The organism is Marinobacter sp. G5_S1_61_S3, assembly GCF_054968585.1.
This window is the reverse complement of sequence record NZ_JBQKUK010000005.1, coordinates 41966-66002: the sequence shown is the minus strand read 5'-3', so window position 1 is coordinate 66002 and position 24037 is coordinate 41966. Positions and strand designations below refer to the sequence as shown.

At 58.2% G+C, this 24037-nt stretch carries 26 protein-coding genes; 5 read left to right on the top strand and 21 right to left on the bottom strand.

The genetic code is table 11. The features are described from left to right. Positions 1-15 precede the first annotated feature (15 nt). From ccmE to ccmA, 5 genes are read right to left on the bottom strand one after another with little or no spacing between them, the layout of a single operon-like run. A complete protein-coding gene (gene ccmE / locus ACTRWH_RS05995) occupies positions 16-492 on the bottom strand; it encodes a cytochrome c maturation protein CcmE (protein WP_075194749.1) in 477 nt (158 codons plus the stop codon). 14 nt (positions 493-506) lie between these two features. Next, complete coding sequence (ccmD, locus tag ACTRWH_RS05990) at positions 507-734, bottom strand: heme exporter protein CcmD (protein WP_036204894.1); 228 nt, start codon at positions 732-734, stop codon at positions 507-509. Between the two features lie 4 nt (positions 735-738). Continuing rightward, entirely contained in the window at positions 739-1482 is a 744-nt protein-coding gene (locus ACTRWH_RS05985) for a heme ABC transporter permease (RefSeq protein WP_085680044.1), read from the bottom strand. 21 nt (positions 1483-1503) lie between these two features. Further along, positions 1504-2235, bottom strand: a complete 732-nt coding sequence (gene ccmB / locus ACTRWH_RS05980; protein ID WP_406565017.1) for a heme exporter protein CcmB — start codon at positions 2233-2235, stop codon at positions 1504-1506. Next, positions 2219-2857 (bottom strand): cytochrome c biogenesis heme-transporting ATPase CcmA, encoded by a 639-nt coding sequence (ccmA, locus tag ACTRWH_RS05975; RefSeq protein ID WP_036204889.1) that lies wholly within the window; start codon positions 2855-2857, stop codon positions 2219-2221. Before ccmA ends, ccmB begins: the two co-directional genes overlap by 17 nt. Before the next feature lie 109 nt (positions 2858-2966). On the opposite strand from ccmA, the gene fliK reads away from it, so the two are divergent. Both fliK and ACTRWH_RS05965 read left to right on the top strand, forming a co-directional pair. Further along, positions 2967-4340: a flagellar hook-length control protein FliK gene (gene fliK, locus ACTRWH_RS05970; RefSeq protein WP_227517890.1), complete on the top strand. Its 1374-nt coding sequence runs from the start codon at positions 2967-2969 to the stop codon at positions 4338-4340. Further along, positions 4337-4639: an EscU/YscU/HrcU family type III secretion system export apparatus switch protein gene (locus ACTRWH_RS05965; protein WP_041333689.1), complete on the top strand. Its 303-nt coding sequence runs from the start codon at positions 4337-4339 to the stop codon at positions 4637-4639. The genes fliK and ACTRWH_RS05965 overlap by 4 nt, the downstream gene beginning before the upstream one ends. Before the next feature lie 17 nt (positions 4640-4656). Here the strand turns inward: ACTRWH_RS05965 and ACTRWH_RS05960 are convergent, their stop codons facing one another. The 14 genes from ACTRWH_RS05960 to flhA all read right to left on the bottom strand — a co-directional run bounded on the left by ACTRWH_RS05960 (position 4657) and on the right by flhA (position 18997). Continuing rightward, a complete protein-coding gene (locus ACTRWH_RS05960; protein ID WP_007153947.1) occupies positions 4657-5049 on the bottom strand; it encodes a DUF2802 domain-containing protein in 393 nt (130 codons plus the stop codon). 68 nt (positions 5050-5117) lie between these two features. After that, the gene (locus ACTRWH_RS05955) at positions 5118-5606 is read right to left on the bottom strand and encodes a chemotaxis protein CheW (protein ID WP_007153948.1); all 489 of its coding nucleotides are present in this window, start codon (positions 5604-5606) and stop codon (positions 5118-5120) included. Positions 5607-5738: 132 nt separating this feature from the next. After that, positions 5739-6527, bottom strand: a complete 789-nt coding sequence (locus ACTRWH_RS05950) for a chemotaxis protein CheW (RefSeq protein ID WP_085680042.1) — start codon at positions 6525-6527, stop codon at positions 5739-5741. After that, on the bottom strand, positions 6520-7317 hold the full coding sequence (locus ACTRWH_RS05945) for a ParA family protein (protein WP_041336586.1): 798 nt from the start codon (positions 7315-7317) through the stop codon (positions 6520-6522). The genes ACTRWH_RS05950 and ACTRWH_RS05945 overlap by 8 nt, the downstream gene beginning before the upstream one ends. Before the next feature lie 246 nt (positions 7318-7563). Further along, positions 7564-8346, bottom strand: coding sequence for a flagellar motor protein MotD (gene motD / locus ACTRWH_RS05940; protein ID WP_085680040.1), 783 nt, complete (start codon positions 8344-8346; stop codon positions 7564-7566). A 28-nt stretch (positions 8347-8374) separates the two neighbouring features. Beyond that, positions 8375-9112, bottom strand: a complete 738-nt coding sequence (locus ACTRWH_RS05935; RefSeq protein ID WP_007153952.1) for a flagellar motor protein — start codon at positions 9110-9112, stop codon at positions 8375-8377. Beyond that, positions 9112-10257 (bottom strand): chemotaxis-specific protein-glutamate methyltransferase CheB, encoded by a 1146-nt coding sequence (locus tag ACTRWH_RS05930; RefSeq protein WP_462826079.1) that lies wholly within the window; start codon positions 10255-10257, stop codon positions 9112-9114. Before ACTRWH_RS05930 ends, ACTRWH_RS05935 begins: the two co-directional genes overlap by 1 nt. Before the next feature lie 32 nt (positions 10258-10289). Continuing rightward, a complete protein-coding gene (locus ACTRWH_RS05925) occupies positions 10290-12452 on the bottom strand; it encodes a chemotaxis protein CheA (protein WP_085680038.1) in 2163 nt (720 codons plus the stop codon). 17 nt (positions 12453-12469) lie between these two features. Beyond that, the gene (locus ACTRWH_RS05920) at positions 12470-13258 is read right to left on the bottom strand and encodes a protein phosphatase CheZ (RefSeq protein ID WP_036204866.1); all 789 of its coding nucleotides are present in this window, start codon (positions 13256-13258) and stop codon (positions 12470-12472) included. Positions 13259-13279: 21 nt separating this feature from the next. Continuing rightward, the gene (gene cheY / locus ACTRWH_RS05915) at positions 13280-13663 is read right to left on the bottom strand and encodes a chemotaxis response regulator CheY (protein WP_036204864.1); all 384 of its coding nucleotides are present in this window, start codon (positions 13661-13663) and stop codon (positions 13280-13282) included. 176 nt (positions 13664-13839) lie between these two features. Further along, a complete protein-coding gene (locus tag ACTRWH_RS05910) occupies positions 13840-14571 on the bottom strand; it encodes an RNA polymerase sigma factor FliA (protein WP_036204862.1) in 732 nt (243 codons plus the stop codon). A gap of 30 nt (positions 14572-14601) precedes the next feature. Further along, the gene (locus ACTRWH_RS05905) at positions 14602-15414 is read right to left on the bottom strand and encodes a MinD/ParA family protein (protein ID WP_036204860.1); all 813 of its coding nucleotides are present in this window, start codon (positions 15412-15414) and stop codon (positions 14602-14604) included. Between the two features lie 46 nt (positions 15415-15460). Further along, complete coding sequence (flhF, locus tag ACTRWH_RS05900) at positions 15461-16762, bottom strand: flagellar biosynthesis protein FlhF (RefSeq protein ID WP_041333680.1); 1302 nt, start codon at positions 16760-16762, stop codon at positions 15461-15463. Positions 16763-16822: 60 nt separating this feature from the next. After that, on the bottom strand, positions 16823-18997 hold the full coding sequence (gene flhA / locus ACTRWH_RS05895) for a flagellar biosynthesis protein FlhA (protein ID WP_036204858.1): 2175 nt from the start codon (positions 18995-18997) through the stop codon (positions 16823-16825). Between the two features lie 225 nt (positions 18998-19222). Here flhA and upp point away from each other — a divergent pair, with 225 nt between their 5' ends. The 3 genes from upp to ACTRWH_RS05880 are packed head-to-tail and all read left to right on the top strand — an operon-like array spanning position 19223 to position 21976. Next, positions 19223-19861, top strand: coding sequence for a uracil phosphoribosyltransferase (gene upp, locus ACTRWH_RS05890; protein WP_036204856.1), 639 nt, complete (start codon positions 19223-19225; stop codon positions 19859-19861). Between the two features lie 2 nt (positions 19862-19863). Then, complete coding sequence (locus ACTRWH_RS05885) at positions 19864-21120, top strand: uracil-xanthine permease family protein (RefSeq protein ID WP_007153962.1); 1257 nt, start codon at positions 19864-19866, stop codon at positions 21118-21120. Continuing rightward, positions 21101-21976 (top strand): class I SAM-dependent methyltransferase, encoded by an 876-nt coding sequence (locus ACTRWH_RS05880; protein WP_462826078.1) that lies wholly within the window; start codon positions 21101-21103, stop codon positions 21974-21976. Before ACTRWH_RS05885 ends, ACTRWH_RS05880 begins: the two co-directional genes overlap by 20 nt. A 124-nt stretch (positions 21977-22100) precedes the next feature. Here the strand turns inward: ACTRWH_RS05880 and flhB are convergent, their stop codons facing one another. Then, on the bottom strand, positions 22101-23237 hold the full coding sequence (gene flhB / locus ACTRWH_RS05875; protein WP_036204851.1) for a flagellar biosynthesis protein FlhB: 1137 nt from the start codon (positions 23235-23237) through the stop codon (positions 22101-22103). 15 nt (positions 23238-23252) lie between these two features. Next, on the bottom strand, positions 23253-24035 hold the full coding sequence (gene fliR, locus ACTRWH_RS05870) for a flagellar biosynthetic protein FliR (RefSeq protein ID WP_036204848.1): 783 nt from the start codon (positions 24033-24035) through the stop codon (positions 23253-23255). Positions 24036-24037: the final 2 nt, after the last annotated feature.

Here is a 24037-nt window from a genome sequence, read left to right as displayed (position 1 = left end):
CGTGGGCCAGCAACGCTAGTAACCGGCGCTGGATTCACCGGCTGTCGCAGGCATGGCGGCCCGCTTGCCGGCGGCCTTTTCCAGGGCGTCGTTCACTTCCGGTGGCATATAATTCTCGTCGTGCTTTGCCAGCACCTGGTCCGCGACAAAACGGCCATTGCCGTCCATGCGCCCCATGGCGACAACGCCCTGCCCTTCGGCAAACAGGTCCGGCAGGATCCCGGTGTATTCCACCAATACCGATGAGGTAAAGTCCGTCACCTTGAACTCCACTTTCAGGCTTTCCGGATCACGCTGCACAGTCCCTTCTTCCACCATGCCCCCGGCACGGATGCGGACGTCCACCGGCGCTTCGCCAGCGGCAATCTGGCTTGGGTCGTAAAACAGGTTGATATTCTGCCGCAGCGCGTAGGTCGTCAGGGCCACGGCCACCGACACCCCGACAAGGAGAAAAAGGACAATGGTAAGCCGTTTTTTTCGGATCGGGTGCATGTTTGATCTACCAGTCAGTCTTGAGAAGATTCGATTCGGGTAAAGCTGGCCGCCGCCGGGCGCTCGTCCACCGACGGAGCGGGGGCCATACGGCGTCGCTGTTGCGCAATTACGACCCGCCGCTGACGCAGCGACCACCACGTCATGACTCCCATCAGCAGGAAAAACACCGCATAGCATGCCCAGACATACGGGCCGTGGCCGCCCATCGCCAGAAAAGCACCAAAAGAGTCGAAGGCCATTGCGTCAGTTCTCCCGTGCCTGAACCAGTTCTTTTACCCAGCGGGTGCGGCCTTCACGCGCCAAAATGTTGGTCTGCATACGCAGACAGGCGAGCCAGCCAAATATCAGATAAAGCCCCAATACCGAGAGCAACAGGGGCACCCACATTTCCGCGGGCATACTGGGCTTTTCCGTGAGCTTGAACGTCGCTGGCTGGTGCAGGGTATTCCACCACTCCACGGAATACTTGATGATCGGTATATTGACCACTCCCACCAGTACCAGCACGGCAACGGCACGTGCCGAGGATTTCTCATCGGAGATGGCCGCTCCCAACGCCATCACCCCAAAATAAAGAAACAGCAGGATCAGCATCGAGGTAAGCCGGGCATCCCAGATCCACCAGGTTCCCCAGGTGGGCTTACCCCAAACCGCACCGGTAAACAGGGCCAGGAAGGTCAACACTGCACCAACCGGTGCCACGGCCTTGACGAAAACATCGGCCAGTTTCATACGCCAAACCAGCGTAACCAACGCCGCAACGGCCATCATGATATACACCGACTGGGCCAGAAACGCAGACGGTACGTGAATGAAAATGATGCGATAACTATTACCCTGCAGGTAATCCTGTGGCGCAAACCCCAACCCCCAGACAATACCGGTCAACAACAGGGCTGCCCCCACCACAAGCAGCCAGGGCATCAGTGTTGAGGCAATGCCGAAGAACCATTTTGGCGACCCCAGCTTGTGAAAGATTTGCCACATCAGGTTGTTACCTTTTTACCTTTAACTGTTGGACAGACTGATCCTCAGGGCCGCCGCCGATGCAAACGGCGCCAGTGTCAGCGCCAACACCAGAAACGCCCCCATCAACGCGAGCTGTCCACCCACCGGCGCGCTCTCAGACGCAGCCATTACCGTGCCTGTGCCAAAAATCAGCACCGGAATGTACAGCGGAATGATCAGCAGGGACAAGAGCACGCCTGCCGATCTCAGTCCGAGGGTCAATGCCGCACCAATGGAACCGATCAAGCTGAGGACCGGTGTTCCGATCAGCAGCGTTAGACACAGAATGGCAACAGAGTTCCCCTCAAGATGCACCATCACCCCCAGAACAGGCGCCAGCACCACCAGTGGCAGGCCAGTGAGTACCCAATGGGCCAGTGACTTCGCCAGTACCAGCAAAAACAGCGGCTGGGGCTGCAGTACCAGTTGCTCAAGCGTGCCGTCGTCGAAATCATGACGGAAAAGATGATCCAGTGACAATAACACGGACAGCAAGGCCGCAACCCACAGGATACCGCTACCCGCCTCCCGCAGGAATGATACTTCGGGGCTAACCCCGAGGGGGAACAGCGTTACGACCATGACGAAAAACAGTAGCGGATTGAGCAGATCCTGAGGCTGGCGAAAGGCGGTTTTCAGATCCCGCGAGAATACGGCTTTCATGGCCGACAATACGCTTACTGACTCATCTGGGGTACGAACAGGAAGCCCGGCTTCAGAGACCATGGTCATGACTGCCCCCCAGGGTAATTCGGTGCATCGAGGGCAGATTAAGGTCGTGGTGTGTGGTCACTACGATCGCGCCACCACTTGCGACCCGGTCCACCAGCAATCGCTCGAGAGCAGCCACACCGTGGGCATCAATGGCGGTAAATATCTCATCCAGAATCCACAGGGGTTCATCTGCAACCAGTAATCTGGCGAGTGCCACCCGACGTTGCTGCCCGGCGGAAAGGTTACGACTGGGTACGTTCTGGAAACCACCCAGGCCGGTGCCTTCCAATGCCTGCCAGAGCACCTTATCGGTCACATACCGACGCCCGGCCATCAGGGCGCGGAGATTTTCCATGGGGGTAAGCAACGGTTTGATACCCGGGCGATGGCCAAGGTAGAGCATATTGCGGAGGAATTCCTCCCGGTAGGTATGACGAGGCCTTCCTCGCCAGAGCAGGTCACCACTGTAACTGTCGTTCAGTCCGGCAAGAATTCTAAGCAACGTAGTCTTGCCAGAGCCGTTAGGCCCCTCGACACGGGTCAGAGTACCGGGCAGTATGGAGACAGAGAGATCCCGGAACAGTATCCGGTCATCACGCTCACATTGCAGATTGACAGCCTGTAGTAACGGCTCAGACATCGGGGCCCCAGAGCTGGTGTACACTTTACTGACCCGGAGGGTTCAGACGTTCGGAAAGGCAATACTTACCGGCGGGGCGTATTATAGCGAAAGCGCCTCAGGAATACTCTTGTCTGACATCAAATCAGTGGCAATGAAATTACCAAACGGTAACCCCACACCACCACCCAAAACCGAGTCACCGGTGCCGATCGCTCAGCGGCCAGCCAGCGGACAACCTTCGGCGGTACTGGACGCGGCCTCTGCCCGTGTGCAGCTCGACCAGCTCAAGCTTGCCAATCGCGAGGCAACACTCGCTCGGGTGGCAGACGTGATCAACCGACAATCCTCTGCCGGCGCGCAGTTGTTGCTGGAAGTTCGCGGCCAGTCGCTGACCGTTCAGGCGGCTATTGGAGACACATCCCTGGAAACCGGTGACTGGGTCAAGATCATGCGTGCGGGCAATGAACTGCAACTGATGGGGAAGCTGGCCCAGGCGCCGGAAACCACGATCTCCCGGGCGCTGGCGCAGCGCCTGCCCTGGCAACAGTCCGTTGATGCCGGCCTTGCCAGAATTCTGACAACGCTGACCGGCGGTGCGAGACCCGACAGCGTTGCGCCCACTGGAACCCTCATCAACAATCCACCACAGCCACTTCCCCAACCGGTGAGGCAGGCTATTGAACAACTGATATCACGGCTGCCGTCCAGCCAGTCACTGACGCCAGGTGCCGGAACTCAACCCGGTGCGGCCGGCCAGTTGCGGCAGTGGGTCGAGGAAAGCGGGCTGTTCGCCGAATCGCGGCTGGCGAGGGCGCCCCAGGCCGCCCTACCCGATCTCAAGCTGGCTATCGGCCGGGTGATTACCGCCTTGCTCGCACAACAGGGGAGCGGCCCCGACGCCTTCAACCGCTTTACACCGCTGGCAAGTCCGGAACTGGTGCAGGCACCGCTTCAGTTCCCCAATACGTTTCCACCTCCGCCACCACAGGGGTCTGCCGAACCCACAGCTGGGCAAATGCTCAGGCTGCTGGCTGGCATGCTCAATCGTATTACCGTGAATCAGTTACACAGCCAGATACTCTCCACACGGACCACCGCCGAGGCGCCAACACCGGTATCAACCATGCTGCTTGAGCTCCCCTGGCTGAACCCCAACAACGAACCACGGATCGCCCAGTTGCGAATCGAACAGGATCCGGCAGACAGCGGCCAGAAAACCTCTGGCACCCCCCGGGCAACGGAATGGCGTCTTTCACTGGCCATGGATCTGGATGAGGCCGGGCCTTTGCATTTTGATGTATCGCTGCGGCAGGATCAGGTGTCTGCGCAGGTGTGGGCGGAGAAGCAGTCCACGCTGCGTCAGGTGCGGGAAGATCTGCCGCAATTACGAAAGGGCCTTTCGGATATCGGCCTGGATGTGGTGGACCTGGAGTGCCGGAGAGGGACACCAAGGGGTGCAAACACCCGTCTTGAGCACCGGCTGGTGGACACGCGGGTATGAGCAAAGATCATCAGAACACAGATTCACCGGCGGCGGTGGCACTGAAATACGATGGCGAACGGGCTCCAGTCATTGCGGCGAGCGGTACCCACGAACTGGCGGAGGAAATCATCCGCATTGCCCGTGAGCATAATGTGCCGCTGTACGAAAATCCGGAGCTGGCCAGCATACTGGCGCGACTGGAACTGAACGACGAGATCCCGGAGACACTCTACCGGGTGGTGGCTGAAATTCTTGCCTTTGCCTTCAATCTTCAGGGCCGTACGCCAGAGGACGCCGGACGGCCCCGTGAAGATTAGACAGATAAACCCTTAGGTCAGGCCGCCTGGCGCTTGCGGAGCGCTGATACCAGTTCGGCTTCCGGCCGTGAAATGCCACAGGTATTCATCAGGTCGTCGATATCCGCCCCCAGGTCCACTAACCTTGAGGCCTCATCGTAGGAAATCCTTAACGGATCGTTCTGGCGCATTTCGTCAAGCATACCCCGCAATTCATGAAGCTGGCGCTCGCAGGTGACCACTCGCTGCCCAACCCCCATACTGCCACTGGCTGTTGCGTGGAGCTCGCGGCCAAGGGTTTCGCAGCGCTCTTTCATTTGCTCCCGAAGTTTTCGGTTTTCACGGCGTAGCATCATACCCTGGGCGAACAGTAGGCACAGGGCAGCGGCTGTCAGAAGCCACGGGGCCAGGGAAGAGATTTCTGCAAACATGATGGACGTCCTCGGTTAGTTGAAACCACGGGGCGTCCATCCAGCCTGCTGTCCGGCCAAAGCCGGCATTACAGTGAGGAGATTTCAGCCCATTCGTGGTCTGACAACATCTTGTCGAACTCGACCAATATGATCAGTTCGCCGTTCTTGTTACACACCCCCTGGATGAACTTGGCGCTTTCCTCGTTCCCCACATTGGGCGCGGTCTCAATTTCACTGGCTTTCAGGTACACCACCTCGGCAACCGAATCCACCAGGATACCCATCACCTGGTTGGACGACTCCATGACCACAATGCGTGTCGCGTCAGTGACTTCCGCATCCGCCAGGCCAAAGCGACGGCGGGTGTCGATAACGGTGACCACATTGCCCCGCAGGTTGATGATGCCCAGAACGTAATCCGGGGCACCTGGAACCGGCGCAATCTCGGTGTATCGCAACACTTCCTGAATCTGCATGACGTCAATGCCATAGGTTTCGTCATCCAGCCTGAAGGTCACGTACTGCAGTACCTGATCATCCTGGGCCTGATTTTGCTGTCCGCTCGGGGATGCCATAGCCTTGTATCTCCTGTTCGGCTGCCCGGCGGGCAGCCTGATCGTCAAAAATTCATCATCAGTGCCCAATACTATAGTTCAGGGCACAAACCGTGCCAGCAGAGCACGGTTTCATTCGGTAACCGGAAATTGCTAACTCAGGTCGAGGTGGTGTTCCCGCTCAGCCCGGACCAGCAAGTCCGCCATGGTTTTAACATCAATCAGTGCGCACATGTGGTCGATGACCGTGCCCGCCAGCCAAGGTCGCTTGCTGCGGGCCGTCCGCCAGCGTACTTCATCCGGTTTCAGGGTAAACGACTGCGCGACATCGTCACAGGCCAACCCCCACTCACTGCTGTCCAGCCGGATCACGAAGCGATAGTTGTCCCGTGCGTCCTCCGGTGCCCGGCCCGCCATAATCCATTCCGCCGTATCCACCACTCTGAGATTACGTTCCCGGTCCGGGCGCATGCCCATATACCAGCGGGGGCTGCCGGGGATCGGCTTCACCGGCTCTTCTATTCGATGAATGGCGCCGAGCAGTATCAACGGCACCGCCAGCTGCAGCCCTGCCACCGTGAAGATCAGGCATTCGAACGGTTTGTCTGACCATTCCGGCCGCCCCGGCGGCTCCACCTCAGGAGGCGACGGAATATCGGCGGCCTGTTTGTGCTCAACCGGGGGCGACTCCACCTCCGGTGCTTTTTCCGCCACCGGGGCCGGTGTTACCGGCTTTCGCAACTCAGACTTCGCCTCCGCGACCGGACGGGCCACAATGGGCGCAGGCTTCGGCGCGATGCGAGTGCGTTCACGAGCCACCGGTTTTGGCGGTTCCGGTTCCTCTCGCAGAGCGCTATCTGTCGCCGTATGCAGCAGTTCGTCCAGATAGCTGGCAATGGCGGAGCCAGGGTCCGCCACCTGTGTCATTTTTTTGTCAGCCATGCCGACGCTCCGCCACCGAGCGTGTTATTTCCTGTAGATCACTCAGCAGGCGGGCATATCCCCGAACACCATGGGTTTCAGCATCCATGGATGATGGGGTAATCCCGGCCTGGCTGGCATCGCGGAACTTGGTGTCCACTGGAATGGCGAAGCGCCATAGCGTATCGCTGTGGGTCTTTCTCAACTGGTTAAGACTTTTTACCGATGCCTGCGTTCGCCGGTCAAACAGCGTCGGTACAATGGTGTAGGAAAGCTGGTTCTTCTGGGAGCGCATGATCATGGTGAGCGTGTGCAGCATTCGCTCAAGGCCTTTGATGGCAAGAAACTCGGTCTGAACCGGAATGATCAGGTGTTGTGCGGCGGCAAGCGCGTTCACCATCAGCACGCCGAGCGATGGGGTGTTGTCCAGCAGGACGTAGTCGAAATCGTCCCACAACTGGGTCAGGGCCCGGGATACAATCAGTCCCATGCCTTCAACACCGACCATTCTCCGTTCGAGAGTTGCCAGCGCTGTGCTGGCCGGCAACAGGGATAGCCCCGGACAGCTGGTTTCGGTAATCAACTGGGCCGGCAAACCATCCGGTACTTTACCCTGGTGCTGGAACAGATCGAACACACTGTGGGCAATGGTATCCGGGTCGTACCCGAACCAGCTGGTCAATGATCCGTGAGGGTCCAGGTCGACCACCAGAACGCGCTTGCCGCTCTCGGCCAAGAGGCCACCCAGGGCGACAACCGATGTGGTTTTGCCCACACCGCCTTTTTGATTGGCTACTGCCCAGATGCGCACGCTGTGCACTCCATATCCGTCACCAAATTCATCGCCAACCTCGTCACCACACTGATTCTCCAGAAATACCCGTTCCGGAAACGTCGCACGCATAACGAGTTATCGGCCACGATCCGTTCAACTTGAAAACAATCCGGCAAGCGCTTGCCGGGATCTAAAGATGTACAGACGTTAATACAGATATTGTGCCAACTCGCCTATAGGCACCTTCCGCCATGACTCCGCAACGTGATGATCAGAAAGGTGTTATCGCATCGCGCCACGGATACTGGCGTCGCGGGAGATCAGCAGGACCACGCGTCGATTGCGATGGCGGCCTTCCTCGGTATCGTTGCGGGCCACCGGTTGGTGCTCACCGTAACCAACAGCGGCCAGCCGTTCGGCCTCAACACCCTCCATCGACAACATGCGCACAACCGCCGCTGATCGCGCAGCGGACAGCTCCCAGTTGGAGGGGAAGGCACCGGTGTTTATCGGGCGGTTATCCGTGAAGCCCTCAACCCGGATCGCGTTATCCCGGTTGCGGAGTACAGCAGCGATTTTCTCCACCACGTCGAAGGCATCGTAATGGGGCTCGGCATCACCACTACCAAATAGCAGGCTGTTGCGGAGACTGAGCTCCAACCACTCGTCGCTGGTTTCCAGTGTAACCACACCCTGATTGATCAGTTCGTCAAACTCCAAAGCCAACTGGTCCGCCATGGCACGCAGCGCCTCGGTGCGCCCTTCTGCACTCATGGAGGGATTTTGCGGAGCTTCGGTCACCGGCGGGTTAATCACATCCTCGGCCGCCTGCGGCGTCGAACGTCGGGGCTGATCACCCACTTCGATAGGCTGAAAGGAGCGCTGGGGGGCATTGAAGACGCCAGTCAGAGTTTCAGAGAGCACCTTGTACTTGCCCTCGTTCACCGACGACACGGAATACATCACGACAAAGAACGCGAACAACAAGGTGATGAAGTCGGCGTAGGAAATCAGCCAGCGTTCCTTGTTGTGAAGATCGTCATCCTGCTGCCTGCGTCGTCTCATCAGCTTACCCCTCAGCCAGGTGCCGGCACTACAGGAAGCCCCGCAGGCGCAGCTCGATGGATTTAGGGTTCTCGCCATCGGCAATGGCGATGATGCCGTCGATCATCATGTCTTCATAACGGGTGCGTTCCCGCAGAATGCCTCGCAACTTGTTGGCAACCGGGAAGAACAGCAGGTTCGCCAGAGCAACACCGTAGATGGTGGCCACGAACGCAGTGGCGATACCGCTGCCAAGTGACTGGGGGTCTTCGAGGTTGGTCATCACCTGAATAAGCCCCATCACCGCGCCAATGATGCCAATGGTCGGCGAATAGCCACCCATGGCCTCAAACACCCGGGCGGACTCCAGATCCCGCTGTTCACGGGACTCAAGGTCCACCTCCATAATGCTACGGATGGTTTCTGTCTCAGCGCCGTCCACCAGCAGTTGCAGCCCTTTACGGGCAAAGCGCTCAGATTCCTTCTCAGCCAACCCTTCCAGCCCCAGCAAACCCTGCTTACGGGCCTTGACGCTCCAGTCGATGACTTTGCCGATACCATCTTCCAGGCTGATGTAGGGGGGAAAGAACACCCAGCGCACCTGGGAAAAGGCCCGCTTTAACAGCGGCCAGGAGGTCTGGAGAATAGTGGCTGCAAGCGTACCACCAATCACGATCAGCGCGGCCGGGCCATTGAACAGCGAGCTGATGGCGCCACCTTCCAGCAGGTTTCCACCGAGAATCGCCACAAAGGCAAGAATGACGCCCAGCAGGCTGAGAATATCCATCAGCTCACCCCATCCGCCAGGCGGGGACCAATGTCATCGAGCGCAAGGATTTCGTCAGACAACCCGGCCTTGGCCACGGCCATGGGCATACCGTAGATCACCGAGGTTTTTTCGTCCTGGGACCAGATATCGGAGCCTGACTGCTTCATCAGGCGACAGCCTTCCTTTCCATCCGAGCCCATACCCGTCAGGATCAGGCCCAGGGTCTTGCCGGGAAAACTCCTGGCCAGGGAGCCGAACGTCACATCCACACAGGGCTTGTAGTTAAGCCGGTCATCTCCGGGAAGAATCCTGACCCTGCCCTGGCCACCCCGGTTTTCAATCATCATCTGCTTGCCCCCGGGGGCAAGCAACGCAACGCCCGGCTTCAGCATTTCGCCGTCTTCAGCCTGGCGTACCTGAATCTGGCACAGCTTGTTCAGGCGCTCGGCAAACGCCGGGGTAAAACTGGCCGGCATATGCTGAACGAGCACCACAGGCGCGGGAAACCCGGCCGGTAACGCCATTAGTACACGTTGCAAGGCCACCGGGCCGCCGGTGGACGTGCCGATGGCAACCACACTGTAGTGTTTCGCAGGCCCGCGGCGAATCGAACGACGGGCCGGTGCTTCAGGCTCTGGGGCGCTGGGGCGAGAGGACCTGTCCGATACCGCCGGCCGCTCGGGCACGCTGCGCCTTGCCGGTCCAGGGCTACGGGGCGAAGGCGGCGGAGCGGTGGGAGGCGGCGCCGACGGTTTCGCACCAGGGCGACTGCCAGCGACATCCAGTACACGCTCAATGAGTATTTTTTGAAGCTGACTGGAATCCCGGGCAATTTCCTCAAAATTCTTGGGCAGGAAATCAACGGCACCTGCCTCAAGGGCATCCAGGGTCACCCGGGCACCCTCGTAGGTGAGAGAGGAGAACATCAATACCGGCGCCGGCTGTCGCTTCATGATCTCACGGACGGCGCTGATACCGTCCATGACGGGCATCTCGTAGTCCATGGTGATGACGTCAGGCCTCAGCTTTTCAGCCAGCTCGACACCTTCGCGCCCATTGGTGGCCACACCAACCACCTTGATCTGACCGGAAGCGGTCAGGATTTCCGTCAGTCGCTTGCGGAAAAAACCTGAATCATCAACGACCAGGACAGAAACCGTCATCCATTTCTCCTAAACCTGGGCCCGCCGCAACGTTATTTGCCGTAGTTTTGCAGCAGGCTCGGAACATCAATAATGAGTGCAATACGACCGTCGCCAGTGATGGTCGCACCCGCCATACCCGGCGTTCCCTGAAGGGCCCGGCCCAGGGGCTTGATCACCACCTCTTCCTGCCCGATCAGCTGATCCACCACAAAACCGACGCGCCGCGTTCCCATCGCCACGATAACCACGTGGGCGTTTTCTGGTTCCGGCTGCCCAGCGGCGCCTTTGACCAGCCATCGCTTGATGTGGAACAACGGGAAGACTTTGTCTCGAACCACGATGCATTCACGGCCATCCACAATGTTCTTCTTGCTGAGGTCCAGATGGAAAATCTCGACCACGTTCACCAGTGGCAGCGCGAAGGATTGGTCGCCAAGCATGATCATCAGGGTAGGCATGATGGCCAGGGTCAGCGGCACCTTGATGACGATGCGAGACCCTTTGCCCAGCTCCGACTCGACGCTCAGCTGCCCGTTGAGCTGACTGATCTTGGTTTTCACCACGTCCATGCCAACGCCACGACCGGACACATCCGATATTTGATCCTTGGTGGAGAACCCGGCGGAGAAAATCAGGTTGTAGCACTCGGTGTTGGTCAGTCGGTCAGCGGCATCCTGTTCGTAGATGCCCTTTTCGACCGCTTTTCGGCGCAGTACATCCGGATCCATACCAGCACCGTCGTCTTCGATGGACAACAGGATGTGGTCGCCTTCCTGCTCAGCCGACAGCGTCACACGACCCTGACGAGGCTTGCCCGCCTTTTCACGAATATCGGGTGCCTCTATACCGTGATCAACCGAGTTGCGAACAAGATGGACCAGAGGATCGGACAGCGCCTCGACCAGGTTTTTGTCCAGGTCGGTCTCTTCGCCGTGCATCTCAAGGTTGATTTCTTTCTTCAGGCTGCGTGCCAGGTCGCGAACCACCCGCGGGAAGCGGCCAAATACTTTCTTGATGGGCTGCATCCGCGTTGCCATCACCGCTGACTGAAGATCGGTGGTCACCACGTCCAGGTTGGAGACGGCTTTGTGCATATGCTCGTCTTCACTCTGGGCGCCCAGACGCTGCAACCGGTTACGCACCAACACCAGTTCACCCACCATGTTCATGATGTCGTCCAGGCGCTTGGTATCCACCCGCACCGAAGTTTCAGCCACTGGTGCATTCGCATCCCGTGCCGGCATCGCGGGCGTTACGCCTGCCTTGCCATTATCCGCAGGCGCTTTTTCGGGCTTACCAGTCGGTTGCGCGGGCTTGTCAGCCTTGGCACTGGGAGACGTGGCCGACGGCTGCTTTGCAGCAGGCCCAGGGGCCGGCTTGGCAGTTTCTGCCGTAGGGCTACCACCCTTGCCGTGCAGGTCATCCAGCAACTTTTCGAACTCGTCGTCCGAAATCAGGTCGTCGCCACCCTTGCTGTCACTGGCCTCATCACTGGTAACCTTGTCGCCCGAGGCATCCTGGCTGTCAGGGGCTGTCTTGCCGGTTTCAGGCGGGCCTGAGAACTGTCCCTTGCCATGCAATTGGTCCAGCAGGGCCTCGAATTCATCATCGGAGATGTCGTCTCCGCTCCCTCCGTCACCGCCTGAAAATTCATTGCCGTCGTCACTGGAAACCGGAGCGCTGGTCTTTTCCTCTTCCAGGGCATCCAGCAACCGCTCGAATTCGTCGTCGGTAATATCACCGCCATCGTCTCCAGAACTGGCTTCATTGCTCTCGTTCTGTTCTTCGCGAGCGACCGCTGCGTTTGCTGGCGACGACTCCCCTGCCGGCTGCGCCAATGCGTCCAGAGCGGCAATCAGTTCCTCGGGAGCTGGCGTCGGTTCCTCGTGGTGGCGAACCTGTTCAAACATGGCATTGACGTGATCCAGGGCTTCCAGCACCACGTCCATCAGTTCCGAGTCTACCTTGCGCTTATGGTTGCGCAGTATATCGAAGACGTTCTCCGCGGAATGACAGCAGTTCACCAGGGCATCGAGTTGCAGAAACCCAGCGCCGCCTTTTACGGTGTGAAAGCCTCGGAAGATGGCGTTGAGCAGATCGCTGTCGTCCGGGTTTTGTTCCAGGTCGACCAGTTGCTCCGACAGCTTTTCGAGTATCTCGCCTGCCTCAACAAGGAAGTCCTGCAGGATCTCTTCATCGGCATCAAGCGCCATGCGTTACCCTCTCTTACTCAGAAACCGAGACTGGACAGAAGATCATCAACATCGTCCTGTCCCGATACTACGTCTTCGCGTTCTTCGGCCTTGATCTGTGGACCAACACCCTGTTCCGCCGATATCTTTTCCCGCTCTTCCAGTTCATGCACGGTGCCGGTCATCTGGTCCACATGACTCGCCATCACTACCAGGCTCAACAGATGCTCTTCCACCTCTTTAACCAGAGTGGTGACCTTTTGGATCACCTGCCCAGTGAGGTCCTGGAAATCCTGGGCCAGAAGAATTTCCGACAAGTTGTCGTACATCGCCCCGGCATCGGTATTCAGGGTCACGAAAAACGTGTCGATACGGGCATAGAGCTCACGAAATTCAGCCGGCGCCATCTCGCGGCGACGCAGTTTCTGCCACTGGTCTCTCAGCTCGGCGGCCTCGTCGCGGAGGGCGCTGGCCTTGGGCATAGCCTCCTCAACCAGATCCATGGTCCGATTGGCCGCTTTACCGGTCATCTGAACCACGTACTCAAGGCGATCCGACGCATCGGTCATCTTCGACAGAGCTTCTGACTGTTCGGCGTTACGGGGATCGATCTGGAAATTGCGGATCGCCTCGTGGAGGCTGCGGGTCAAGCGGCCGACTTCCCGATACAGGCTCTGGTCCCTCACCTCGCTCAATTCATTGATCAGCGTCATCGCGCGGCCATAGTCCCCGGCGTTGACCTGTTCAACCAACTCGGCCGCCTGGCTGCGGAGTTTCTCCGTGACCTCCGGGTCGAGCCCCTGTGGGTCTTTTTTTCTATTGCTCATGGGAGCCGTCCGACCTCTGAATTACTGGATGCGTTCGAAGATCTTCTCAATCTTCTCCTTGAGTACGGCTGCCGTGAAGGGCTTGACCACGTAGCCGTTCACACCGGCCTGCGCAGCAGCGACAATCTGGTCGCGCTTCGCCTCGGCGGTCACCATGAGCACAGGCAGGGTTTTCAGGCTGTCATCGGCACGGACTTCCTTGAGCAGATCGAGTCCGGACATCCCTGGCATATTCCAGTCGGTTACCAGAAAATCGTATTTGCCGCTCCTGAGCATAGGCAGTGCTGTATTGCCGTCGTCTGCTTCGTCAGTGTTTGTAAAACCGAGATCGCGAAGCAGGTTCTTAATGATCCGTCGCATTGTGGAGAAGTCATCCACAATCAGGATTTTCATGTTCTTGTCCAATGGGACCTCCAGTTAAAAACGCCCGGAATTCGTTTTTGGCTTCCGGCTCACAGTCTAGCAGGCCGGTAGTTTAACCGCTTATTGTGTGGCCTTTGAGCCGGTTGTAAAGCACCGGTTACCAAAAGGCTACAGTAAAGAATGCCTGGTAACGCTGTTCAATGGGACTGGCGGCCTGTTCAGCTCTGCCAACCAGTAAGACGCCCCCGCAGACGGAGCGCGGCCTGGCTGTGAATCTGGCTGACCCGGCTTTCACTGACACCCAACACAGCACCAATTTCCTTCAGGTTCAATTCTTCCTGATAGTAAAGGCTGAGCACCAGCTTTTCTCGCTCGGGCAGGTCACCAATCGCAGCTGCCAGGCTCTTCCGGAAGTTGTCGGACGCCAAGCCATCCAACGGGTTATCACTGTCCTCTGTTTCTTCTATCGGCAGCTCGCCGGATTCATTGAGCTCATCCAGGCTAAAAAGTCGGCCACTGTTAGCATCGCTCAGGGAGGAATAGTATTCGTCGAGGTCCAGCCCCAGCTCCTCGGCTACTTCCGAGTCTTGAGCTTCCCGACCCAGGCGGTCCTCGACAGCCTTGATGGCTTTGGCAATGCGGCGGGAGTTCCTGTGGACGGATCGGGGTACCCAGTCACCTTTGCGAATTTCATCTACCATGGCTCCGCGAATCCGGATCCCGGCGTATGTCTCAAAGGTAGCCCCCTTGTCGGAACTGTATCGCTGTGCAGCTTCCAACAAGCCAATCATGCCTGCCTGCATAAGGTCATCCAGTTGGACAGATGCCGGCAGCCGCGCCATGAGGTGAAGCGCTATTTTTTTGACCAGCGGGGCCTGCTCCTCAACGAGCTGGGAAGGTCCTCGTGTACCCGTCCGGTTGTAGGTTCCAAGTTCTTTCGCCAATGTCATGTATCCGGCTATTCAGTGACAGGATCAAAATCAGACTTCGACGAGCCGCTCCACAAAGAATTCCAGATGTCCCCGGGGCGATGATGGCAGCGGCCAGCTATCCACTTTCTCCGCGAGGCTCTTGATCGCCAACGATGCTTTTGCCCGCGGATAGGCGTCCAGCACGGCACGCTGGCGCTGTACCGCTTTTTTTACGGCCTCGTCATACGGCACCATACCCACATATTGTAGTGCCACATCAAGAAAGCGCTCGGTAACCCGGGTCAGTTTTTCAAACAGATGGCGACCTTCCTGCTCATTCCTGACCTGATTGGCCAGTATACGGAAGCGGTTGGTGCCGTAATCCCGGTTCATAAGCTTTATAAGGGCGTAGGCATCGGTGATAGAGGTAGGTTCATCACAGACAACCAGTAATAGTTCCTGTGAGGCTCGGAGGAAACTGACCACCGATTCGGAAATACCCGCAGCGGTATCAACGATCAGCACATCGATCTGGTCACCCAGTTCGCTGAACGCGTTGATCAGGCCAGCGTGCTCCAGATTGGAAAGCTGGGTCATGCGTTGGGTACCTGAGGACGCGGGCACGATTTTGATGCCACCGGGGCCGTTGACCAACACATCCCGAAGGTCACATTCCCCGGCGATGACGTCCTGGATATTACGATTGGCGGTAATGCCAAGCAGAACGTCAATGTTGGCAAGGCCCAGGTCGGCATCGAGCAGCACCACCCGCCGTCCCATTTGTGCTAGGGCGATGCCAAGGTTCACTGATACGTTGCTCTTGCCAACGCCCCCTTTCCCGCCGGAAACGGCAATCACCTGTACCGGATGTGGTTTGCTCATACTGACTCTGATCTCTTGCCGCGTTTAACCGCAGGCTGTGTTGTTTTTAAACAGCGACTGCCTGTTGCTGCTGGAGTTTCTTCAGCCTCTCCACGGCCAACCGCACCAGCGGAATGGACTCAGCGTGGTGCAGGTCTTCCGGGATTTTCTGCCCGTCGGTGTAATACGCCACCGGCAATCCCGTTTCCATGACGAATCCCAGCGATTCACCCAGGGTCAGTGCTTCATCGATTTTGGTCATCACACAACCCGTAAGATTTGCCATCTTATAGCAATGCCAAACGGATTTCATGATGCGCGGCTGACTGGTTGCCGAAACCACCAGATGGGTTCGAATCCGATGGTGACTGCGAGCCAGCTCCATAAGCTGCTCCTCGTAGCCCTTGTCGGTGCTGGTCAGGCCAGCGGTATCAATCAACACCAGGTGCCGGTCCGACAGTTCGTCCAGTATGTCGTCCAGGGAATGGGTTTCGTCCACAACCCGAACTGGAACGTTCAGTATGCGCCCGAATACAAATAGTTGCTCATGGGCCGCGACCCGATAGCGATCGGTGGTGACCAGCGCCAGAGAGTCGGCACCGTGGCGCAGCACATAGTGCGCGGCCAGCTTGCCGATGGTCGTCGTCTTGCCGGACCCGGTTGGGCCCACCAGGGCGTAGACACCGCCCTCATCCGCCCATTCAGTACGCGCGGTCTTCACACCGGCGGCCAGCATTTTCAGAGACTGCTTCCAGCCATCCTCAAGCCGGCCTGCGCGGTGGCGCCGGGACAGAGAGTTGGCGAGCTCCAGCCCGAGACCAAACTCCTGCAACCTCTCAGACAGCCTCTGCTGTACTGCGTTCACCGCTGTTTGTTCGGGTTCACCGCCATTCCGGGCACTGACCAGGTCACGAAGGGAACTGATCTCCGCACGCATTTGCGCCAGTTCTCCGGAATAGGCAGCGCTGGCAGCGGTAGGCTCTTCAACCACCATGTCATCGTCGGCCAGCGATTCTTTCGACAAGCCAGCGTGACCGAAGTCCCCACCCGCAACCGCAACCGCATTACCATAGGTCGCGCGCTTTTCCCGCACTTCCCGAATACGATCGCGAGAGCGGCCGAGTTCGTCCTCCAGGCGGCGATGCTGTTCCGCCTGCATTTCGGCTAGCCGTGAGCCATTGGTGGCTTCCCGCGCAGCGTCACCGAGGCGTTGGCGCGCCATATTTTCGTCATAATCGAGCGCTGTCACAATTTCGACGCCACCATCCACACGACGATTGGAAAGGATTACGGCATCGGGACCCATCTGATCCCGCACCTGACGCAGTGCCTCTGCCATGCTTTGGGCAAAAAACCGCTTAACTTTCATAATGATGCTTCCTCCCCGGTCAGCGCTTTCCAGCGCCTTCCGCCTTTCCAGCCGCGGCCTTTACTGACCGACGGATGCGACAATAGTGATCTGTTTGTTATCCGGAATTTCCTGGTACGACAGTACATGCAGACGCTCTACTCCGTAGCTGGCAAACTTCGCCAGTACCGGGCGCAAGGGCCCTGAAACCAATAGAATCGCCGGCTTGCCCAACATCTCCTGGCGCTGAACGCTGTCCTGGAGCGACCTCTGAAGCTTCTCAACCATATTTGGCTCCAGCACCAGCCCGATGTCTTCCTGACCGCCGGATTGTTGACTCTGCTGCATGGACTTCAGCAATAACTGTTCCAAGTCTGGATCCAGAGTGATCACCGGGATCTCTGTGTCGTTGCCACAGATACTCTGGACAATCATCCGGCGCAGTGACTGGCGGGCAACCGTGGTCAGCAGCTTCGGGTCCTGGCTCTTCGGATGAACGTTCACGATCGCTTCGGCAATAGAGCGCATGTCACGGATCGGCACTTCCTCTTTCAGCAGGTTCTGCAGCACCTTCAGCAGCAGGCTGATGGAAATGGTGGTGGGTACCAGTTCTTCCGCCAGCTTTGGAGATACTTTCTCGAGCTGTTCCAGCCACTTCTGGACTTCCTCATGGCCAAGCAGTTCGTGGGCGTGTTTCTGGAGGATCTGGTTGAGGTGTGTTGCCACTACGGTACTGGCGTCCACGACGGTATAACCGAGGGTCTGTGCCTGGTCTTTCTTGTCCGGTTCGATCCAACTGGCGTCCAGGCCAAAGGCGGGGTCTTTGCCCTCTATCCCCTCGATCTTGCCGAACACCTGACCTGGGTCTATCGCCAGTTCACGGTCCGGATGGATTTCTGCCTCGGCAATGGTCACCCCCATCAGGGTGATGCGATAAACATTGGGCATCAGGTCGAGGTTGTCGCGAATATGGACCGAAGGCATCAGGAAGCCCAGATCCTGTGAGAGCTTTTTGCGAACGCCCTTGATGCGGCTGAGAAGCTGACCACCCTGGGACTTATCCACCAGGGGAATCAGGCGATAGCCCACCTCCAGGCCCACGACATCCACGGTGGCCACATCGTCCCAACCGAGTTCCCGGGTTTCCCCCGGCGGCGGCAGCTGGGCACTGTGTTCACCGCCCTCACCACCGGGCGGCAGGTCGCGCCCCGGGCCTGCCGGACGGGCACCACCGCCCCGGACCGGGAACACACCATCTTCCTCAACGGTCTGGCGCTCCTGTTGCCATATGTACCAGGCAATACCACCGGCAATCGCGCCCAGACCAAGGAATGCCACGTGCGGCATGCCAGGAATCAGGCCAAGGATGATGAGGATAACAGCAGCGATACCCAGCGCCTTGGGAGCGTTGAACATTTGTTGCAGTATCTGCCCGCCCATGTCCTGGCTGGACGTTACCCGGGTAACCATGATCGCTGCAGACGTCGACAGCAGCAGTGACGGAATCTGTGCCACTAGGCCGTCACCAATGGTCAGTAGTGCATAGTTCTGTGTAGCGGTACCAAAATCGAGACTGTGCTGAAGCATACCGATGGCAATGCCACCGATCAGGTTGATGGCCAGGATCAACAGGCCGGCAATGGCGTCGCCCTTGACAAATTTACTGGCGCCGTCCATGGAGCCGTAGAAATCGGCCTCCTGGGCGATTTCAGCCCGGCGATGCTTGGCTTCTTCCTGGTTGATAAGACCGGCATTAAGGTCGGCATCGATAGCCATCTGCTTACCCGGCATGGCATCCAGGGTGAAACGCGCGCTAACTTCCGACACCCGGCCGGCACCTTTGGTGACCACCAGGAAGTTGATGATCATGAGAATGGCGAAGACCACCAGGCCAACCGCGTAGTTACCGCCGATGAGGACCGCGCCGAACGATTCGATCACCTTACCGGCCGCATCACCGCCCTCATGGCCGTTGAGCAGAACAATCCGCGTGGAGGCAACGTTGAGCGCCAGCCTCAACAGTGTTGCCACCAACAAAACGGTCGGGAAGGAGGCAAACTCCATCGGCCGCAAGGCGTAGACACACACCAACAGGATCACGATCGACAAGGTGATGTTGAAGGTAAAGAAAACGTCCAGCATGAACGCCGGCATGGGCAGAATCATCATGCCCAGCAATCCCATCAACATCACGGGAATGCCGATATTACCCCGCGTCAGGGATTTGACATTATTGAGGACTAGCGCTCGGTCCATGCCGGGAAACTCTCCGATTGGCGGTTAACCGCAGGGGTGTGCGGGTCGTTTTTTTGACGCAGACGCATCGTTTGACGGGGTATTCGCAAGATCCGTACCACCCCTTACGGCTTTTCTTGTCACCGCGCCTGACGGACTCGGCAAGATACGGTATCCTTGCGCCATTTGCTGGCGTCTTTACTGCGCCCACAACCACATCATCGACCCAGACGCAAAGGTGAGCCCATGCCAATTCACGAGGTCAAGCACCCCCTTATCCGCCATAAACTCGGCCTGATGCGCCGCTCAGACATCAGCACCAAGAATTTCCGGGAGCTGGCTCAGGAAGTCGGTGCCCTGTTGACGTACGAGGCCACCAAAGACTTCTCGCTGCAGAAGAAAACTATTGAAGGCTGGGCGGGCCCGGTGGAAATTGAACAGATCCAGGGCAAGAAAATCACCATCGTGCCAATCCTGCGGGCCGGCCTCGGTATGCTGGACGGCGTGCTCACCCTGATTCCTGGTGCCCGGGTAAGCGTCGTGGGCCAGGTACGCAACGAGGAAACCCTGGAAGCCAGCACCTATCTTGAAAAGCTGGTAGGCGAACTGGATGAGCGCATGGCGATGATCATCGACCCCATGCTGGCCACCGGCGGTTCCATGATCTCTACCATCGACCTGCTGAAGAAAGCCGGTAGCAACGAGATCCGCGCCCTGGTTCTGGTTGCAGCGCCGGAAGGCGTGGAAAAGGTGCTGGAGAAACATCCAGATGTGTCGATCTACACCGCATCAATCGATGACAGGCTGAATGAAAAAGGCTACATCCTTCCGGGGCTTGGCGACGCCGGCGACAAAATCTTCGGCACCAAGCAGAAGGACGTTTAATCATGCAGGACCATAGCACCGACCCGGTCTGGAAACAGGCCATTGCCGGCTCACAGATGCTGCTGGTGGCTTTTGGCGCACTGGTACTGATGCCTCTGATTACCGGCCTCGACCCCAACGTTGCGTTGTTCACTGCCGGTATTGGCACGCTGATTTTCCACATCGTCACCGGCGGCCAGATTCCCATTTTCCTGGCTTCATCCTTCGCCTTTATCGCCCCGATCATTGCCGCCAAGGGGCGCTTCGGCCTTGAGGAGACACTCGGTGGCCTGATGGCTGCGGGCATCCTCTATATCATTTTGAGTGGCGCGGTACGTCTGCGCGGTACCGGTTTCATCACCCGCCTGCTGCCCCCGGTGGTCATCGGTCCGGTGATCATGGTCATCGGCCTTGGCCTGGCGCCGGTGGCTGTCCACATGGCTTCTGGCCGCACCGGTGATGGCGCGCAACAACTGGTGCCCTACGACACCGCTATCTGGATTGCGATGATCTCCCTGGCCGTGACCGTGATTATGGCTGTCTGGTCCAGCGGCATCTTCCGCCTGATCCCGATCATGTTCGGCATTATTGTCGGGTACATTCTGTCGGCCTTTGCCGGCATCGTGGACCTGTCACCCATCACCAACGCGCCCTGGTTCGCCATCCCCAACTTTGTGGCGCCGGAGTTCAGCTGGGCAGCCATCCTGTTCATGATTCCCGTGGCCATCGCACCGGCCATTGAACACATTGGCGACATCCTCGCCATCGGTACCGTTACCCGCAAAAACTATCTGGAGAAGCCCGGCCTGCACCGCACCCTGCTGGGCGATGGCCTTGCCACCAGTGCTGCCTCAGCCCTTGGTGGCCCACCCAACACCACCTATTCAGAGGTTACGGGCGCGGTGGTGCTGACCAAGAACTTTAATCCCAAAGTCATGATCTGGGCGGCGTGCATTGCCATCGTGCTGGCGTTCATCGGCAAGTTCGGCGCAGCACTGCAAACCATCCCGGCGCCGGTGATGGGCGGCATCCTGTGCCTGCTGTTCGGCTCTATTGCCGTTGTCGGTCTGAATACCCTGATTCGTCACCAGGTCGACCTGTCGCAGGCACGCAACCTGGTCATCGTTGCCGTCACTCTGGTCTTCGGGATTGGTGGCATGGCGATTGGTAACCTGGAGGGCATCGCCCTTTGCGCGGTGGTTGCCATAGCCCTCAACCTGATCCTGCCAGGCAAAGGCGAAGCATGGGGCGCAAGGATTCATGAGAAAGACACCCACTGACGGCCGACCCATGAAAATGGCTGACAGCTCCGGCATCAGCTTTACCGCCCTCTATACCGGTGCCGTATGGCACCGGTACGGCCTTTCCGACGACGTGCTTGCAACGGATCAGGGGCGCTGCCTGTATCACCTGATGACGCCCTTCGAGGTCGGCAGCAAAACACTCATCGGCGGCAACATCCGCACCTTCCTGCTGCAGCGCCACCTGATCATCGATCACCTGATCGAACAGGCCCTCGAGCGTGGCGTCACCCAGGTTCTGGAAATTGCCTGCGGAATGTCTCCAAGGGGCATCCGCTTGCGGGAAAAACACCCACACCTCCATATGGTGGAAGCCGACCTCCCCGACATGGCCACCAAAAAAGCCGCACGACTCCTGGCCTCCGGCCGCCTGGGCGATCACCATCAGGTAATGCCCATCGATATCCTGGCGGAATCCGGTGAACAGACACTGGAGGCGGTTTTCGCGAGAGCGTTCGACAGCAAAGAACCGGTGGTTGTCGTCACCGAAGGACTGACCAGTTATTTTTCCTTGCCGGTTATTTCCGAATTCTGGAAACGCCTGGCGGCACTGCTGCAACAGCGCCCGGATTCGGTCTATCTGTCCGAAAGCTACCTGATGCCGAACCAACCGCTGTTACGCGGTGCCCTGAAATCTCTCGTTGGACTGCTCAGCACGGTTACCCGCAGTGATGTCAGCTTCCACTTCCTGCACGACCAGCAAGCTGCTGAGCACTTCCGGGGCTGCGGCTTTCCCACGGCTGCCGTCCATAACCCTGTTAAGTTCTACGGCCGACTTCCGATTCCTGAGAGCCGTCACGATCCAATGGGTCGGATTGTTGAAGCTTCGGCTTAGCCCTCGCTGTAGCCTGTCTTTTTGGTGGCGGCGGATGTGGGGAAGGAGCGTGTTTTGGGCAGCCCGCCCGCAGAACCACCTCCCCCAAACCAACAGGCTAGGTACCAACACGCCAGCACCCAACTCAAACGTCGCGCCGCAAATCCGAAGGAATCGGAAACTTCGGCATCTGGGGCTTCTCGCCCCGTCCCTTGCGGAACTGACGAAGCTGGAACACATAGGCAAGCACCTGGGCGATCGCCATGTACAGACCATCCGGGATTTCACCCCCGATGTCAGTGTTGTGGTAAACCGCCCGCGCCAAGGGTGGCGTGCGGAGAATCTCCACCTTGTTCTCGCGGGCAATCTCCATGATCTTGAAGGCCGTTTCGTCCGACCCTTTCGCCACCACAATCGGCGCCGCCATCTTCTTTTGATCGTACTTCAACGCCACCGCATAATGCGTCGGGTTAGTGATCACCACATCCGCGCCCGGCACATCCTGCATCATCCGACGTTGAGCCATCTCACGCTGCAACTGACGGATCTTGCCCTTCACTTCCGGCTTGCCTTCCGTATCCTTGTATTCGTCTTTCACCTCCTGCTTGGTCATGCGCAGCTTTTTCTGGTGATCAAAGATCTGGAACGGCACGTCGATCGCGGCAATGACGATGGTGGCACAGGCAAGGATGAAAAAGCTCCAGGCCATGGTCCACACAACATGCTCCATGGCCGATCTCGCAGGCTCTTCAGCGATGCTAAGCAGGTCATCCGTACGCAGGTTCAATATCAGGATCGCTACCGCCATCACCAGGCCGACTTTCAGGATGGCTTTGACCAGTTCAATCAGCGAACGCATGGAGAACATGCGCTTGAGACCTTTGAGAGGGTCCATTCTATTGAGCTTGGGGGCGATGGCTTTTCCGCTGACCAGCAGACCACCAATACCAATCGAGCCCGCGACTGCAGCGACGAGCAAGAGGATCAGCAAGGGCGCCAGGGACAGGGCGGCCTCCTTGGTGGAGGCAATCAGCTGGACGCTCATATGCCGGGTGTCGAAGATGGCGGAGCGCTCCAACACGAAGCTGTCGCGCATGATACTTTCCAGGGAAGCGCCCATTGACGCGCCAAACATCAGCAGGCCGCCGGCACCAGCCAACAGAACAGCCATGGTCGCCAGTTCCTTGGAACGCGCAGTCTGGCCGTCCTCCCTGGCTTTCTCAAGCCTTCGGGGGGTGGCCTCTTCGGTTTTTTCCTGGCTGTTGTCGTTTTCTTCGGCCATGGTTTTCCGTCGCTACTAAGGCTGCCCTTGCAGGTTGCGCATGAACTCAAACGTCTCCCGGGTGTACTGCTCGAAATGTGGCAGAAAATTGGCGTGCAGCACCCATATGGCAAATAATCCAAAAATCAGGCCAATCGGAAAACCCAGGGCAAAAATGTTCATCTGGGGAGCAGCACGTGTCATAACCCCAAAGGAAATATTCACGATAAACACGGCAGTGACAGCAGGAAGGGCCAGCAATATAGCGGACACAAATATCCAGCTGATGCGATGGGCAAGCTGCCACACACCAGTCTGCCCCAAACCTTCCAGGCCAATGGGGATGGTACGGAAGCTCTCTATGAAAACTTCGAACGCCACCAGGTGCCCGTTCATCGCCAGATACAGCAAAGTAATGGTGATGGTGTAGATCTGCGCCAGCACCGGCACACTCACGCCGTTGGCCGGATCAACCATGGAGGCAAAACCAAGCCCCATTTGCATGGCGATCATCTGGCCGGCCACAACAAACAGCTGGAACAGGGCCGTCAGGGCAAACCCCATACCCACACCGATGAGGATCTGCTGCAAGGTGATCACAACCCCGTCAGCACTGAATGCATCCACCTGGGGCACGGGCGGGATCATGGGCACTACCAGGATAGTGATAATAAGAGCGAGCCCTAAACGAACCCGTGCCGGGACAAGCTGGGTGCCGATAAAGGGAATGACCATCATGAAGCTGGCCAGCCGGAACAGCGGCCACAGGTGTTGACCTACCCACTGGTTGATCAGGTCGGCTGATATCTCCGTGGGCATGC